Source organism: Thioclava electrotropha (assembly GCF_002085925.2).
GTDB classification, from domain to species: domain Bacteria; phylum Pseudomonadota; class Alphaproteobacteria; order Rhodobacterales; family Rhodobacteraceae; genus Thioclava; species Thioclava electrotropha.
Genome location: NZ_CP053562.1, coordinates 3,221,456 through 3,236,455 on the forward strand (window position 1 = coordinate 3,221,456; position 15,000 = coordinate 3,236,455).

The following is a 15,000-nucleotide window of genomic DNA, read 5'->3' on the forward strand; positions in this document are numbered from 1 at the left end:
CCCGAACGAGGAGCTCGAGCAGTGACCATGACCCCTTCCCGTAGGGCCGTTTTGACGGGCCTTTCCGCCACGCTTTTGACCGCATCTTGTGGTCTTCCGCGCTCTGGCCCCAACAAGCGCGAACTCTTTGCAGGCTCCGTAATGCGCAAGGGCGATGCCTTCGTCGTCAAGGTGAACGACTTCGTCACCCGCGCAACCGCCGTGCAACCGGCGCTCGGCTTTACCTCCAGTTTCATCAATGCCGGTCAGATCGGCTCCGATACGATCCGCCCGGGCGACACGCTTTCGCTGACGATCTGGGAGAACGTCGATGATGGGCTGCTCGCCAGCAAGGGCGCCAACGCGACCCAGCTGCAAGAGGTACAGGTCGATGGCGCGGGCTTCATCTTCGTCCCCTATGCGGGCCGCATCAAAGCCGCTGGCAACACGCCCGACGGGCTGCGCCGCATCATCACCACCAAGCTCGACGCGCAAACGCCGGACCCGCAGGTTCTCGTGACCCGCGTGGCAGGCGATGGCGCGACGGTGTCGGTCATGGGTGCGATCAACGGTCAGGGCGTCTACCCGATCGAGCGGCCGACCCGGACGCTTTCGGCGATGATCGCCAAGGCGGGCGGCGTTTCGATCCCCCCCGAGGTCGCCAAGATCACCGTGACGCGCGGCGGCATGTCGGGCTCGATCTGGCTCAAGGATCTCTACGAGAACCCCAAGATGGACATCGCGCTGCGCAATGGCGACGTGATCCTCGTCGAGAAGGACCAGCGCGCCTTCACCTCGCTCGGCGCAACCGGCAAGCAGGCCCGCGTGCCCTTCGAGACCCAGACGCTTTCGGCGCTGGAGGCCATCGCAACGGTGGGCGGCTTGCAGTCGAACCTCGCCGATCCGACCGGCGTCTTCGTGCTGCGCAACGAGCCGGCCGATATCGCGATGAAGGTGCTTGGTCGCACCGACCTCGTCGGCGATCAGCGCATGATCTACGTGCTCGACCTGACCCAGCCCAACGGCATGTTCATGGCGCGCGATTTCGCGATCCGCGACGGAGACACGGTCTATGTCACCGAGGCGCCCTTCGTGCAGTGGCAGAAGACGCTCTCGGCTCTGACCCAGCCGCTGGGCACGGTCAACACGCTCAATACGCTCGCCGGGAACTGATGCCCCGCGACAGAGACCAGAAGGCCGCCGGGGCGATCCCCCGGCGGCTTTTTTTCTACAATGGCGGGGTGCTGCGCCAGACGCGCCTGCGCGAGATTTTGCGCGCCGCGGGCCATGCGCCGCGCCTCGGCCTGCCCGGCCCCGACGATGGCGTGATGGTCTGGGGCCGCTCGCCCTATGCGGCGCGCGGTGAGGCGGTGGCCGTCAAGCGCGACGTGCCGCTGATCCGGGTGGAGGATGCGTTTCTGCGCTCGATCCATCCGGGCCGAACCGGCGCGCCGCCCTTAGGCCTGATCCTCGACCCGATGGGCGTGCATTTCGACAGCGCCCAGCCCTCGCGGCTCGAACATCTCCTTGCGACCGAGCCGCTCGACGATAGCGCCGTCTTGCAGCGGGCCCGCGACGGGATTGCCCGGCTGAAAACCTCGGAGCTCTCGAAATACAACGATTTCGACCCGGACCTGCCCGTCCCCGATCCGGGCTATGTTCTGGTGATCGACCAGACACGAGACGATGCCTCGATCACCCATGGCGGGGCGAGCGCCGCCACATTCCGCGAAATGCTGGCCTATGCGCGGATCGAGAACCCCGGCGCGCGCATCCTGATCAAGACCCATCCCGAAACCCGCGCCGGGCTGCGGGGCGGCCATTACGGTCCGGAAGACTGCGACTCGAATTCCGAGATTTACGACGCGCCGGTCTCGCCATGGAAACTGCTCGAAGGCGCGATCGCGGTCTATACGGTGTCGTCGCTCATGGGCTACGAAGCGATCCTCGCAGATCACAAGCCGCGTGTCTTCGGCCAACCGTTCTATGGGGGCTGGGGGCTCACGCAGGACGAAAACCCCGTACCCCGCAGATCGCGCAGCCTGACCCGCGCGCAGATTTTCGCGGTGTCGCATATCCTCGCGCCGATCTGGTTCGATCCCTGTCGCACGCGCCTGTGCAGCTTCGAGGAGGCGGTGGATCAGCTCGAGGCCGAAACCCGCGCCTATCGCGAAGATCGGCAGGGCTATGTCGCGGGCGGCATGTCCCTGTGGAAACGCCCGCATCTGCGCAAGTTCTTCGGGCGTCACGGATCGCTGCGGTTCAGCGAGACACCCGACCCCACGCGGCCCTTTCTTTACTGGGCCACGCGCGCGGCCCCAGACGACGACCGCGCCCCTATCCGCGTCGAAGACGGGTTTCTGCGCTCACGCGGTCTCGGCGCCGAACTCGTCCCGCCGCTCTCGCTGATCGCGGATCGCACAGGCATCTTCTACGACCCGACCCGGCCCAGCGATCTGGAGGCATTGATCGCGCGGCCCGTACCGCCGGGCGGCGAGGTGCGGGCGCGCAAGCTCATCCAACGGATCACGACTGAGGGCCTGACGAAATACAATCTGGGCGGCGCGCTTCCCGAACTGCCCCAGGGCCATAAGATCCTCGTGCCCGGTCAGGTCGAAGACGATGCCTCAATCCGGCTCGGCGCGGGAGAGACTTGCACAAATGCGATGCTTTTGGAGAAGACCCGGGCCGAAAACCCCGATGCAGTTATCCTATTCAAACCTCACCCCGATGTCGTCGCGGGTCTGCGTCCCGGCGCGGTGCCCGCGGAGGTGGCGAAGAAATACGCCGATATGATCCTGCCCGAGACCAACACCGCTGCGCTGATCGACGCGGTGGACGAGGTCTGGACGATGACCTCCGGCCTCGGCTTCGAGGCGCTCTTGCGCGGCAAAGCCGTCACCACGCTCGGGGCGCCCTTCTATGCAGGCTGGGGGCTGACGCGCGATCTCGGGCCTGTTCCGGCGCGCAGGACGGCGCACCCCGATCTGCTGCAGCTCACCCATGCCGCGCTGATCGCCTATCCGCGCTATCTTGATCCGGTCAGCGGGTTGCCCTGCCCGGTCGAGGTCGCGCTGGATCGCCTGAGCGAAGGCCGCGCGCTGCCCCGTGGCCCGCTCAACCGGACCGGCGCAAAGCTGCAAGGCGTGTTCGCGTCCTACGCGTGGCTCTGGCGCCGCCAACGGTGAAGCAGGTCGTCGCCGATGGGACGGCTTTCGACCAGCTTGTAGCGCGGCGCAGAGGCGAGCGCACTCAGCCCCATATCGCCGACCCCGGCGCGACTATCCGCGCCCAGCATCATGCCCGCCGTGAAGCCGATCAGCTCGTCCACCAGCCCCGCATTGATCAGAGAGGCCGCGAACTTGCCGCCGCCTTCACAGAACACGCGGGTCAGGCCGAACCCGGCCAGAGCCTCCATCAGCGCCAGCGGATCGAGACCGCCGCCGCTCGTCTCGGCCACCTCGATCAGCTCCGCGCCCGCTTCGCGCCAGTAGTCTTTCGCCTCATCGGGAGCCTCGGCCCCATGGATCAGCCAGAGCGGCGCGACGTCCAGCGACCCGGCAAGCCGCTTTCGCGGCAAATCCAGCCCCGCCGAGGCCACGATCCGCAGCGGCTGGCGCAAGGGCGTGAAGCTACGCACGGTCAGCAGCGGATCGTCGGCCCGTGCGGTACCGCCGCCCACCATGACCGCATCGAACTCTGCGCGCATCGCATGGACCAGCGCGCGCGACTGCGGCCCGGTGATCCATTGGCTCTCGCCAGTCGAGGTCGCGATGCGCCCGTCGAAACTGCTCGCAAGCTTCAGCGCGAGCCACGGACGCGCGCGGGTCACGCGGCTCAGGAACCCGGCCTGCAGATCGCGCGCCTCCGCCTCCATGAGCCCGGTCTCCACGTCGATCCCCGCGTCGCGCAGCATCGCATGACCGCCGCCTGAGACCCGCGGATCGGGGTCTTCCATCGCCGAGACGACACGCGACACCCCGGCCTCGCGCAGTGCCATCGCGCAGGGCGGCGTCTTGCCGTAATGGGCGCAAGGCTCCAGCGTGACATAGGCCGTGGCGCCACGCGCCGCCTCCCCCGCCTGCGCGAGCGCACGCACCTCGGCATGGGGCCGCCCGCCCGGCTGGGTCCAGCCGCGCCCGACGACCCGGCCCTTATTCACGATCACGCAGCCGACGGCCGGGTTCGGCCAGACATTGCCAAGGCCCCGGCGCGCAAGCGTCAGGGCCATCGACATGAACCGCCGGTCGTTCTGGGTCACTCGGGATCGCCCGCCCCCGGCGGACGCAATTCGGAGACGAACTTGTCGAAGTCGTCCGCTTCCTGGAAGTTCTTGTAAACGCTGGCGAACCGGACGTAGCCGACCGTGTCGATCCGCGCGAGCGTCTCCATCACGATCTCGCCGATCACCTTCGAGGAGATGTCGGTCTCGCCCATGCTTTCCAGACGCCGCACGATGCCAGAGATCATCTGGTCGATCCGCTCCGGTTCGACCGGGCGTTTCTGCATCGCGATCCGGATCGAGCGTTCAAGCTTGTCGCGATCGAAATCCTCACGCTTGCCGGAGGTCTTGATCACCACGAGGTCGCGCAGCTGGACGCGCTCGTAAGTGGTGAAACGACCGCCGCAGGCCGGGCAGAACCGACGTCGCCGGATCGCGACGTGATCTTCCGCCGGACGGCTATCTTTCACCTGAGTATCGACATTTCCGCAAAATGGGCAGCGCATTCGCTTTCCCCCGTTCGTTGTCCCGCCTCACGATAGGGTCTGCATGCCCCTCTTATCCACAAGACCTTAGCCTAGCGTCGATGGTTTGGGTAGGAAAAATCTTTCGACCCCAGATGTGGCGGTTGCCTGTGGCGAATGAGACTCAGCGCAGGAGCGCCATGACCTCGCGACGGTGCGCGCGACTGCGATGTTCGAAAAGGTAAATTCCTTGCCACGTTCCGAGCGCCATACGCCCCGAAATGACAGGAATCTGCAAGCTGACGGGTAAAAGCGCCGATTTGATATGGGCCGGCATATCGTCCGGCCCCTCATAGGTATGGGTCAGGTAAGACATGCTGGGATCGGTCGTGGGCGGCACAAGCCGATGGAAGAATTCAGTCAAATCGCTGCGCACTTCCGGGTCGGCATTTTCCTGGATCGCGAGACTTGCCGAGGTGTGGCGGATGAACAGCGTGAGCAACGCCTCCTCCGCATCGGCGCCCGCGACCCAAGCCGCCACGTCACCGGTGAATTCGTAAAGACCCGGGCCCGATGTCGCGATCTCGAACCGGCGATGCATCAGCTTTTCGGCGCGGGACGCGCCTCGGACCGATCCGTCGCGACGATCGCGAGGCATTCGGGGTTGATGTCCATGATCTTGCGCTCTTTCGCCCAAGCCGCGTCAGCCTGCACGCCGCTCAGCCCGCGCTTGACCATGGCCTTGGGTTGCGGCGTGCCGTCGCCGACGCCCGAGACAACCGAATAGGTGCCGCCCGCCTCTTCTTGCACATAGAGGAAACAGGTGCCCGCCTGATCCATGCGCGGCGCGCCCGATTGCATCGTGCCGACCTGACAGGCAGCGAGAACGAGAGGGGCGAGCAAGACAGGCGCAAACTTGAACATGGTATCTCCAGTTATTGGGTCGCTTCAATTTGGACCGCCGCAAGACGACAGGCAACGCCTTTTGCCCACGCGCGCCACACGAATTAGGCCGCCACTACGCGTGGGAAACCTCCGCACTCTGGAACTGCGCGAGCAGGTAACTGAAACCGTAGCCGCAGGCGATGGAGGCGAAGATGATCTCACCGCCATCTTCGATCAAGCCGAGAAGCCATGAGAGCGGAGCGCCCTCGAACACGCTATGGATTGCGTCGAACCCCACTCCACAGATGATGAGACCGGAGATCGAAGCGGAAAAGCGAAGCACATAGAGGCGCTGCTCCGGCGACCCGAAGCGATAAGCGAGCCACAGAAGCGCGACAACAACGACGCCCTGTCCCGCGAAATACACAAGCTCTCCGATCGTCTGCGCGGCATGCGGATCGGCAATGACTTGCCCGAACACCCCTTCCCTCAGAAACCGGCCTGCGTGTTCGTGCAACTGCTTGCTGTCATCGGCAAGCAGAATGGCGAAGACGGCAAATATGAACACGCTCATGGCGTTCGGCTTTTTCAGGAACGACGCGAGCATGAACACCATGATCGCGGTCCATTTGAAGAACCCGAAATTCTCGGAAAAACTGAGGTCGAGACCGATATCGAACCGCCAGAACTGTTCGGCGATCGGCCCGTCGCCATGATTGAGCCCCAAGACGTTGTAAGTGATGAAAATAGCCAGCAGCACTGCATCCACGAAAAGCAAAGCGAACAGAAACTTTCGCGTTAACTCGTCATTGAACGGTTTCAGCAGGGCTGGCGCGTAATTGCGCAGCCGCATTTAACTCCCCCCAACGAACACCCCAATTGTCCGTAAGGTGACGATAACACGATCAGGGGAATTTCAAACTTTCCAGCAACTTGAGGGACGAAAAAGCCGTTCCACCCCCCGAAATGCTCAAGAAATGTGCGAAATATGCGGTTTAGGGGCCGCCGCCTTGACGCAGAAATGCAAGCGGACCGCCCTCCGTCACGGCACGTGAACGAGACCATTCATCTTGCAGCCCAGCGGAGCAAGATCGGCTTCGACCGCGGCTTTATGCGCGTTGAATTCGACGTTATGGGCGTCGATCGCCTCTTGGCTCGGGGCATGGCCGGACTCGCGCTGCGCCGTGGTTTTCGCCTCCAGACGCGCAGCCTCTACCTGATGATCGCTGGCGAAGACGGCCTTGGCCTTCTCCCAATTCTCGGCGATCGCCTCCTGGCTCTCTCCTTCGCAGGTGAAGAGATAGACCAGCTTGGCGGGCTTGTCGGGAATGTAGAATTGCGCGCGCTCGGCGGCGCTGACGGACCCAGCGACCAGCAAAATCAAAGCTGTCGTGAAAAACTTTGCTTTCATCATTCTTCCCCAGCTTCCTGCGTGCTTCACGCTAATTTTCTGTGAGCTTCACGAAGCGCATCCAAAGCGACTTGAGTTTCAGAGCTATTGGAACCTGCTCCCTCTAAAAGCTCAATCGCTTCATCAAGAATCCCTCGAACCTCAAAGACAGTCTTTGCACCCACGTATGGACCGGGAGGAGGCAGCTTGTCTGTTGGAGCAGCTGGCGCACTAGGATAATCACATTTTCCAGTCGAGACCTCCGCGACTCGACCGCCGTTTACGCCGAAGTAAGACGCGATATCATGCTGCTTATCGCCTCTTTCGAGCATGCCTTTTACAATCTGAGTTTCGCGATAACTAAACGTCATAATCCCCTCCAAATAAGGGAATTATGCGCCGATTCTTTTACTTCGCAAGCTTACTGGTCGAGGAACGAACGCATCTTGCGCGACCGGCTCGGGTGCTTGAGCTTGCGCAGCGCCTTCGCCTCGATCTGACGGATACGTTCGCGGGTAACCGAGAACTGCTGGCCCACCTCTTCGAGCGTGTGGTCGGTGTTCATGCCGATGCCGAAGCGCATCCGCAGAACCCGCTCCTCGCGCGGGGTGAGCGAGGCCAGAACCCGCGTCGTCGTCTCCTTCAGGTTCTCCTGAATGGCGGAGTCGAGCGGCAGAACGGCGTTCTTGTCCTCGATGAAATCGCCAAGCTGGCTGTCTTCCTCGTCGCCGATCGGCGTCTCGAGCGAGATCGGCTCCTTGGCGATCTTCATCACCTTGCGGACCTTCTCGAGCGGCATCTGCAGCTTGTCGGCCAGTTCTTCCGGCGTCGGCTCGCGGCCGATCTCGTGGAGCATCTGGCGACCGGTGCGGACCAGCTTGTTGATCGTCTCGATCATGTGGACCGGGATACGGATGGTGCGCGCCTGATCCGCGATCGAGCGGGTGATCGCCTGACGGATCCACCACGTCGCATAGGTCGAGAACTTGTAGCCGCGGCGATACTCAAACTTATCCACGGCCTTCATGAGGCCTATATTGCCTTCCTGAATGAGATCGAGGAATTGCAGGCCGCGGTTGGTGTATTTCTTCGCGATCGAGATCACGAGACGCAGGTTCGCCTCGACCATCTCTTTCTTGGCCTGACGGGCTTCTTTTTCGCCCTTCTGGACCTGCTGCACGATGCGGCGGAATTCGGAAATATCGACGCCGACATACTGTCCGACCTGAGCCATCTCCCCGCGCAGCTCTTCCACCTTGTCGGCGGAACGCTCGAACAGGGACTGCCAAGCGCGGCCCGACTTCGCCTGCATCCGCTCGGACCAGCTGGGGTCCAGTTCGTAGCCGCGATACTCTTCGATGAACTCGCGACGGTTGATGCGCGCCTGATCGGCGAGCTTCACCATGCCGCTGTCGATCGACATGATCTTGCGGTTGATGCCGTAGAGCTGGTCGATCAGCGCTTCGATCCGGTTGTTGTGCAGGTGAAGCGAGTTCACCAGCTCGACGATCTCGGAGCGCAGTTTCTGATAGGCGGCTTCCTCGGTGACCGAGAAGGAGCCATCCTCGTTCAGCGTCGCCGACATCCGCAGGTCCTGCATTTCGGCAAGCTGAGCATAGTCGCGCGCGATCAGTTCGAGCGTCTCGAGAACACGCGGCTTCAGCGCGGCTTCCATCGCGGCGAGCGAAAGGTTCGCGCCTTCGTCCTCGTCGTCATCGTCGGATTGGATCGGGTTGCCGTCCGCGTCGAGCTCGGGCTCCGAATTGCCGCTATCTTCGGATTTCTTGCTGCCCTCTGTCGTCGCCTCGGCTCCGACGGTGGGCGGTGCGATTTCTTCTTCTTCGCCTTCGACCCCTTCGAGCGAGTTGCCGAAGGTGGTCTCGAGGTCGATCACGTCGCGCAGCAGAATTTCTTCGTTGAGAAGTTCGTCGCGCCAGATCGTGATGGCCTGAAAGGTCAGCGGGCTCTCGCAGAGGCCCGCGATCATCGTGTTGCGACCAGCCTCGATGCGCTTGGCGATGGCGATTTCGCCCTCGCGCGACAGCAGCTCGACCGAGCCCATCTCGCGAAGATACATCCGCACCGGGTCATCGGTACGATCGAGCGTTTCCGAGCTGGTGGTCGAGACCGCGACTTCGCGCGACCCCGAAGCCGTCGTCGCGACTTCGCCGCCCTGGCTGCTGCTTTCTTCCTCATCGGCCTCTTCGGCTTCGATGACGTTGATGCCCATTTCGGAGAGCATCGACATGACATCTTCGATCTGGTCCCCGGAGACCTGATCTTGCGGCATCACCTTGTTGAGCTGGTCATAGGTAATGAACCCGCGTTCCTTCGCCTCGGCGATCATCCGCTTCACGGCGGCCTGACTCATATCGAAGGACGTCGCGTCGTCGCTCGGGGTGTCGGATTTATTGTCGTCGATGTCTTTGGCGGCCATGTGGGCTCCTCGGTCAGGGCTTGGTTGGGCTCAAGCTATGACGAAAGCGAATCATATCTCGTCTGTGTATCGAATCGCGGCGGCGAATCACAGGGGCGCGAGGGCTGTGGACAGAAAGTTGATTCTGAATGTGTCCGCAACAATTCGCTTTTCCGTAATCCGTTGGCCCGCAGCCATCCGGCTCAATGTTTCTTACGCCAGATTTCCCCGTCGATCATGGCCTGAAGCGTCGCGGACAGCGCCGCTTGATCTTCGCCCATATCGGAGGAGTCCTCCAGTTTCGATCTCTCTGCGCGATGGCGAAGCGATGCTGCTTGCGCCAGACGCCATGTCACGCCTTCGTCGGCAAGCCCCGCCAGATCCTCCATCGCATCGGCGACCTCTTCGCGCACGGCGCGAGCGGCGTCCAGCTTAGCCAGTTCCTCGGTCAGGCACATCCGCGCCAAATCGAGGTTCTCAGCGTTGCGAACCGGAGGGGCAGAGCGCAAATGGGGCAGGTTCAACAGTTTTTCAAGGTCGGTCGCCATTTCTGCGTAAAGGTTTTTCGCGATTTCCGGGGCGGGCGCGGCGACATGGGCGAGCATCCGGTGGCGCAGCTGATCATGCGTTGCATCGCGCAGCGGCACGGCCTCCAGTTCCGCCTCGAATTCGGCGATCAGCGCCGGGTGGGTGACGCAGATGCCGAGGATCATCGCTTCGCGCAGATGCTCGGCCACGTCGCTCGGCGCGGTCGCCAGAAGCGAGGAGCGCGTCTCGGGCAAGGCCGGCGGCGGCGCACCGAAGCGGCCCTTGCCGCGCTTGCCGCCGGGGCCGAAACCGCCCGGCGTGAAGCCCCCGCGGGATCCTTGCGCGCCGCCCTGTGGGCCAGCCTGCGGACCGGTGCCGAACAGCTCCCAGCGCAGGCGTTTGATCTCGTCCCCGTAATGGCCGCGAATCGAGGGATCCTGAATGCGCGCAATCGCGGCGCGCAGGCTCTTGTCCAGGGCCGCCCGGCGCTCGGGACTGTCGAAGACTTTCCCCTCAGTCTCACGTTGCCACAGCAGCGAGACCATCGGCTTCGCCTCGGCGAGGATCGTCTCCATCGCCTCGCGGCCCTGCTTGCGGATCACGTCATCCGGGTCGAGCCCCGGCGGCATGATCGCGAAGCGCACGCCCTTCCCCGCCTCCAGCAGCGGCAGCGCGAGATCGATCACCCGCAGCGCCGCGCGCAGACCCGCCGTATCGCCATCGAGCGCGATGATCGGCTCGTCATGGATGCGCCACATCAGGCGCAGCTGATCTTCGGTGATCGCGGTGCCCAGAGGTGCGACCGCCCCGCCGAAGCCGCCTTCGACCATGGCAATCACATCCATATAGCCTTCGCAGACCACAAGCGGCGCACCCTTGCCGCAGGCTTCGCGCGCGGGGCCATGGTTATAGAGCGAGCGCCCCTTGTCGAAGAGCGCGGTCTCGGGCGAGTTGAGATATTTCGCCGGATCGTTCGAATCCATCGCCCGCCCGCCGAAGGCGATGCAGCGCCCGCGCGGATCGCGGATCGGGAAAATGATACGGTTGCGGAAGACGTCGAAGGGTTCGCGCCCCTTCTGGCTGTCCTTCGCAAGCCCCGCGCCCTTGATCAATTCGTCGGAAATCCCCTTCGCCTTGAGCGCATCGCGCAGCCCCTGCCAACCGGGCGGGGCAAAGCCGATCTCGAAGCGGTCGATGGCGGGCTTGTTCAGGCTGCGCCCGGCCAGATAGTCGCGCGCGGCGCTCCCGGCCTGCGTGTTCAGATGGAGGCGGAAATACTTCACCGCCTCTTCCATCACATTGGCCAGTTCGGTGCGCAGATCGGCTTTCTCCTGCGCCATCGGATCGCGCGCGGGCATCTGCATCCCGGCCTCACGGGCGAGAATCTCCACCGCCTCCATGAAGCTGACATTCTCGGTCTCGCGCACGAAGCTCAGCGCGTCGCCTTTCGCGTGGCAGCCGAAGCAATAGTAATAGCCCTTGCGGTCATCGACATGGAACGAGGCCGATTTTTCCTGATGAAAGGGGCACGGCGCCCACATGTCGCCCTTGGCCTGGTTCGACTTGCGCATGTCCCAAATGACCTTGCGCCCCACGACCTGAGCGATCGAGGAACGGCTGCGCAATTCGTCGAGAAATCCGGGTGGCAGGCTCATGCTCTCTATATTGTCTCCATGTGCGGCAGAGTCGAGAGGACCCGCGGAGCTACCCACAGCTTTCGGCCTCGCGCGCGCCAAGAACTTCGCGTCAGCCGAAGGTGAGAAATCCGCCCCTTGAGGCGAGTTAACCTAGTTTAAACGACTCAGTTTCTAAGACGGCACCCAGCGTCAGAAGCCCCTCAGATTGGTGGCCGATTGGGAAACTATCTCACACACACTGCGGCATTCCACATTTAAAGCACAACAATTCCATGAAGTTAGACAAGTTTTTGCCTTAATTTCGCCTCAGGAATTATGCAGTTTCATCCGGTGATTTTTTACGAGTTTTCTCCGCTGGCGGCGAGGCCATGGGACAAGGAGAAGGAGGTCGGGGATGAGGGACAAAACCGAACAAAACGGCTTGGCACGCCGTATCGAAGCCGCGCGCGCCCGAATGGGGCGGTTCGCGCAGGATGAGGATGGAGCGGTTTTCATCTTCAGCCTGCAGGTTTTGATCGTGCTGATGGTCATTGGCGGCATCGCGATTGATTTCGTCCGCCAAGACGAACGCCGTACGCTTATCCAAAGTTCGCTCGACCGAGCCGCGCTCGCCGCGGCCAATCTGGATCAGACGCTCGATCCCGCGACCGTGGCGAAAGACTACCTCTCCACCAGCGGCCTCGACTATCTCAATATTGAGCCCGTGGTCGAAGAGGGCCAGCAGAAGGAATACCGCCGCGTGGCAATGACCGCGCAGGACGACATGCCGACGATCTTCGGCGACCTGATCGGCTTCGGCGTCAAATCCTTCCGCTCGAACACCCACGCCCAAGCCGAGGAATCCATCGGCAATGTCGAAATCTCGATGGTTCTCGACGTCTCCGGCTCGATGGGTCAAACGGATTCCGGCTCCTATTACGGCGAGACGAAGATCGCCTCGCTGCGCGATGCCGCGACGAATTTCACCAACAAGATGTTCGACAATGTCCAACCCCCGGGCGCGCCTCCCGGACGCCTTTCGATCTCGATCGTGCCGTACAATCAGCAGGTCTCGCTCGGCCCGGATCTGGCCTCGGTCTATAACCTGTCGTCCGATCACAGCTACAACACCTGCGCAGACGTGCAGCTTCAGGGGTTCAACAGCGTGAGCCTGCCGACCACCGGCCTGCAGCGCACCATGTATGGCTGGAGCTACGATTTTATCGGCCAGAACATGTATGTCCGGAAATACCTCAGCAACTCCGGCGAGAACTGCTACGAGCACAGCTATTCCGACGTCATGGCCTTCGAGGACAACCAGAACGACGTCGTGAACAAGATTGCGTCGCTGCGTGCAGGAGGTGACACAGCGATCGACATCGGCGCCCGCTGGGGCTTCGCGCTGCTCGACCCTTCGGCCAAACCGGTCTCGGCTGCTCTGGTCCAAAACGGGACGATCTCCGCTGATGTGGACGACCGCCCCCTGCCCTATCCCGCGACCGGTCAGAGCATCGACGAACGCTCGATGAAGGTGATGATCCTGATGACCGACGGTCAGAACACACGCACCTTCTCGATGCGGATGCAGTATCGGACGGGCGATTCCGGCCTGTTCTCTGTCGACAGTTCGACGGCCTTCAATGACGACAGCACGACGATGTCGCACATGTACTGGTTCTCGCAGGACCGCGCGAATCTGGGCGAGCCCCCCTATTATTCCTTCGCGGATCGCAATTGGTACGCACCGGAGGACATCGGTGCCTACACGACCACGCAGGAATGCCATTATGAACGGCACGGCTGGAAGTGGAAGGAGGTCTGCGAAGATGTACACAAGTTCGAGCATCGTGATCTGCATGTGATCGACTGGCGCACCGTCTGGAGCAAAGGATGGACGCTGCAATATGTGATCCAGACCTTCCTTCTGCCGCCGCGTCAGCGCCTAGACCCGCAAGAATCCGTGGCTTCGATCTACGACGAGATGGCGATCTCCTCGATGTTCTCGGAGAAGGACAAAAACCTGCACGACGTGTGCCAGGCCGGGAAAAGCAAGGATATCATCGTCTTCACTGTGGCCGTGGATGCGCCCCAGAGTGGCAAGACGGCGCTCGCCGATTGCAGTTCGGGTCCGAGCTACCAGTACGACGTCGACTCCGCCAATCTCGCGGATGCGTTTTCCTCGATCGCGACGCAGATCTCTACCCTGCGCCTGACGAACTGACCGGAGAGCGCAGAGCATGGCACTGAGGCTGACACATAAACGAGCCTTCCTGAAGGCGGAGGACGGCGCGGTGACGATCCCCGCCCTGCTCTGGATCGTGTTCCTGATCTTCTTCATGTTCGCCGGCATCGAGCTGGGCGTGATCTTCATCAAGCAGACCCTGCTGACCCGCGCGACCGAAGCCACGAGCCGGATCATCCGCATCGGGAACTACTCCAGCATCGACGAGAAAACGCTGCGCCACGAAATCTGCAAACAGGCGGGCTTCTTCGGGAGCAGCTGCATGAACCGGGTTTCGGTCGAGATGTTCCAGGTCGACAAGACGAACTGGACCTCCTCGATCGCCAATCACCCGGTGCGCTGCGAGGATTTCTCGGACGTAACCAAGCCACCGCCTGCCGGCACGCTGGAATCCGCCGCCCCGGATCAATTGATCCTCGTGCGTGTCTGCCTGCGCGAAAAGCCGATGCTGCTGGAAGATTTCATTGCACAAGCCTTCCTCGAAGCATCGCCGGTCGGCGCGGATGGCGATTATGCCTTGGTGGCAACGACCGCGATCGTGATCGAACCGGCAGTCGCCTCTGCTGCAGGAGGGACCTGAGCGATGGTCATGGCAAAGATGCGCAATTTGCTCCGCCGCTTCCGCGACGACGAGACCGGATCCATCCCGATCGAAGGGCTGATGGCCTTCATCATGCTGTCGGGCTGGCTGATCCTGTCGATCGAAATGTATGACGTGTTCAAAATTCGCGGTGCCGCGACACGGGCCAATGTAACGGTCTCGGACCTGATCTCGCGCGAACGGGATCCAATCGGCCCGAAATTCGTCGCAGGCATCAAGCAGGTCTACGATTTTGCGACCGGCAATAGCGACCCTTCGCGCAGCTGGATGCGTGTAACCTTGGTGAGTTGCTGGGACGATCCGCAGGATTTGAACCACGCCTGCAACGATCCCACCGAAGGCAGCGACGCAAAAAAGGTGAAGTTGGACGATTCCTTTGCGACCGGTTTGGCGCAAAGCTACACGCAGGAGGCGCTCGATCTCGAGGCGGATCGCATTCCGGTCCTCGCGGCGGGCGACCAGGCGCTCATCGTGGAGACCTCCTACGCTTATGACCTCCCCTTCAAGCTTTCTGAAGCGTACAAGGCCTATCTGACGTCAATCGGCGAGGATCCGACCAAGCATTTCGTCGGCTTTCACGACGCGATCTCGTTCGACAATTTCATCGTCACCCGACCGCGCGTCGCCCGCCTGACGTGGAGCGACGCAAACTGAGCG

At 62.4% G+C, this 15,000-nt stretch carries 14 protein-coding genes; 5 read left to right on the forward strand and 9 right to left on the reverse strand.

Annotated features, from left to right (window positions below; genetic code table 11):
- Positions 1–27: 27 nt before the first annotated feature.
- Positions 28–1,152 carry a polysaccharide biosynthesis/export family protein gene (locus tag AKL02_RS15250; protein WP_083076117.1) on the forward strand — a complete coding sequence of 375 codons (1,125 nt, stop codon included), beginning with the start codon at positions 28–30 and terminating at the stop codon, positions 1,150–1,152.
- Positions 1,152–3,167: a capsule polysaccharide biogenesis protein gene (locus tag AKL02_RS15255; RefSeq protein ID WP_083076115.1), complete on the forward strand. Its 2,016-nt coding sequence runs from the start codon at positions 1,152–1,154 to the stop codon at positions 3,165–3,167. The genes AKL02_RS15250 and AKL02_RS15255 overlap by 1 nt, the downstream gene beginning before the upstream one ends.
- Here the strand turns inward: AKL02_RS15255 and ribD are convergent.
- The 9 genes from ribD to dnaG all read right to left on the reverse strand — a co-directional run bounded on the left by ribD (position 3,137) and on the right by dnaG (position 11,539).
- Positions 3,137–4,240: a bifunctional diaminohydroxyphosphoribosylaminopyrimidine deaminase/5-amino-6-(5-phosphoribosylamino)uracil reductase RibD gene (gene ribD, locus AKL02_RS15260; RefSeq protein WP_083076113.1), complete on the reverse strand. Its 1,104-nt coding sequence runs from the start codon at positions 4,238–4,240 to the stop codon at positions 3,137–3,139. The genes AKL02_RS15255 and ribD overlap by 31 nt on opposite strands.
- The gene (gene nrdR, locus AKL02_RS15265) at positions 4,237–4,707 is read right to left on the reverse strand and encodes a transcriptional regulator NrdR (RefSeq protein WP_075774214.1); all 471 of its coding nucleotides are present in this window, start codon (positions 4,705–4,707) and stop codon (positions 4,237–4,239) included. Before nrdR ends, ribD begins: the two co-directional genes overlap by 4 nt.
- Before the next feature lie 142 nt (positions 4,708–4,849).
- Complete coding sequence (locus tag AKL02_RS15270; RefSeq protein WP_083076111.1) at positions 4,850–5,266, reverse strand: secondary thiamine-phosphate synthase enzyme YjbQ; 417 nt, start codon at positions 5,264–5,266, stop codon at positions 4,850–4,852.
- Positions 5,266–5,589, reverse strand: coding sequence for a hypothetical protein (locus AKL02_RS15275; RefSeq protein ID WP_083076110.1), 324 nt, complete (start codon positions 5,587–5,589; stop codon positions 5,266–5,268). The genes AKL02_RS15270 and AKL02_RS15275 overlap by 1 nt, the downstream gene beginning before the upstream one ends.
- A 94-nt stretch (positions 5,590–5,683) precedes the next feature.
- Complete coding sequence (locus AKL02_RS15280) at positions 5,684–6,403, reverse strand: DUF8692 domain-containing protein (protein ID WP_083076108.1); 720 nt, start codon at positions 6,401–6,403, stop codon at positions 5,684–5,686.
- A 189-nt stretch (positions 6,404–6,592) separates the two neighbouring features.
- Complete coding sequence (locus AKL02_RS15285; protein WP_133051930.1) at positions 6,593–6,961, reverse strand: hypothetical protein; 369 nt, start codon at positions 6,959–6,961, stop codon at positions 6,593–6,595.
- Positions 6,962–6,987: 26 nt separating this feature from the next.
- The gene (locus tag AKL02_RS15290) at positions 6,988–7,311 is read right to left on the reverse strand and encodes a hypothetical protein (RefSeq protein WP_133051929.1); all 324 of its coding nucleotides are present in this window, start codon (positions 7,309–7,311) and stop codon (positions 6,988–6,990) included.
- A gap of 50 nt (positions 7,312–7,361) precedes the next feature.
- Positions 7,362–9,377 carry an RNA polymerase sigma factor RpoD gene (gene rpoD / locus AKL02_RS15295; protein ID WP_078548183.1) on the reverse strand — a complete coding sequence of 672 codons (2,016 nt, stop codon included), beginning with the start codon at positions 9,375–9,377 and terminating at the stop codon, positions 7,362–7,364.
- 182 nt (positions 9,378–9,559) lie between these two features.
- Complete coding sequence (gene dnaG, locus AKL02_RS15300; protein ID WP_083076104.1) at positions 9,560–11,539, reverse strand: DNA primase; 1,980 nt, start codon at positions 11,537–11,539, stop codon at positions 9,560–9,562.
- Positions 11,540–11,915: 376 nt separating this feature from the next.
- On the opposite strand from dnaG, the gene AKL02_RS15305 reads away from it, so the two are divergent.
- Genes AKL02_RS15305 through AKL02_RS15315 form a run of 3 tightly spaced genes read left to right on the forward strand, consistent with a single transcriptional unit; the run spans position 11,916 to position 14,997 of the window.
- Positions 11,916–13,721: a TadE/TadG family type IV pilus assembly protein gene (locus tag AKL02_RS15305; protein WP_083076102.1), complete on the forward strand. Its 1,806-nt coding sequence runs from the start codon at positions 11,916–11,918 to the stop codon at positions 13,719–13,721.
- 16 nt (positions 13,722–13,737) lie between these two features.
- Complete coding sequence (locus AKL02_RS15310; protein ID WP_078541939.1) at positions 13,738–14,322, forward strand: TadE/TadG family type IV pilus assembly protein; 585 nt, start codon at positions 13,738–13,740, stop codon at positions 14,320–14,322.
- 3 nt (positions 14,323–14,325) lie between these two features.
- Complete coding sequence (locus tag AKL02_RS15315) at positions 14,326–14,997, forward strand: TadE/TadG family type IV pilus assembly protein (protein ID WP_083076100.1); 672 nt, start codon at positions 14,326–14,328, stop codon at positions 14,995–14,997.
- The last annotated feature ends 3 nt before the right edge of the window (positions 14,998–15,000 follow it).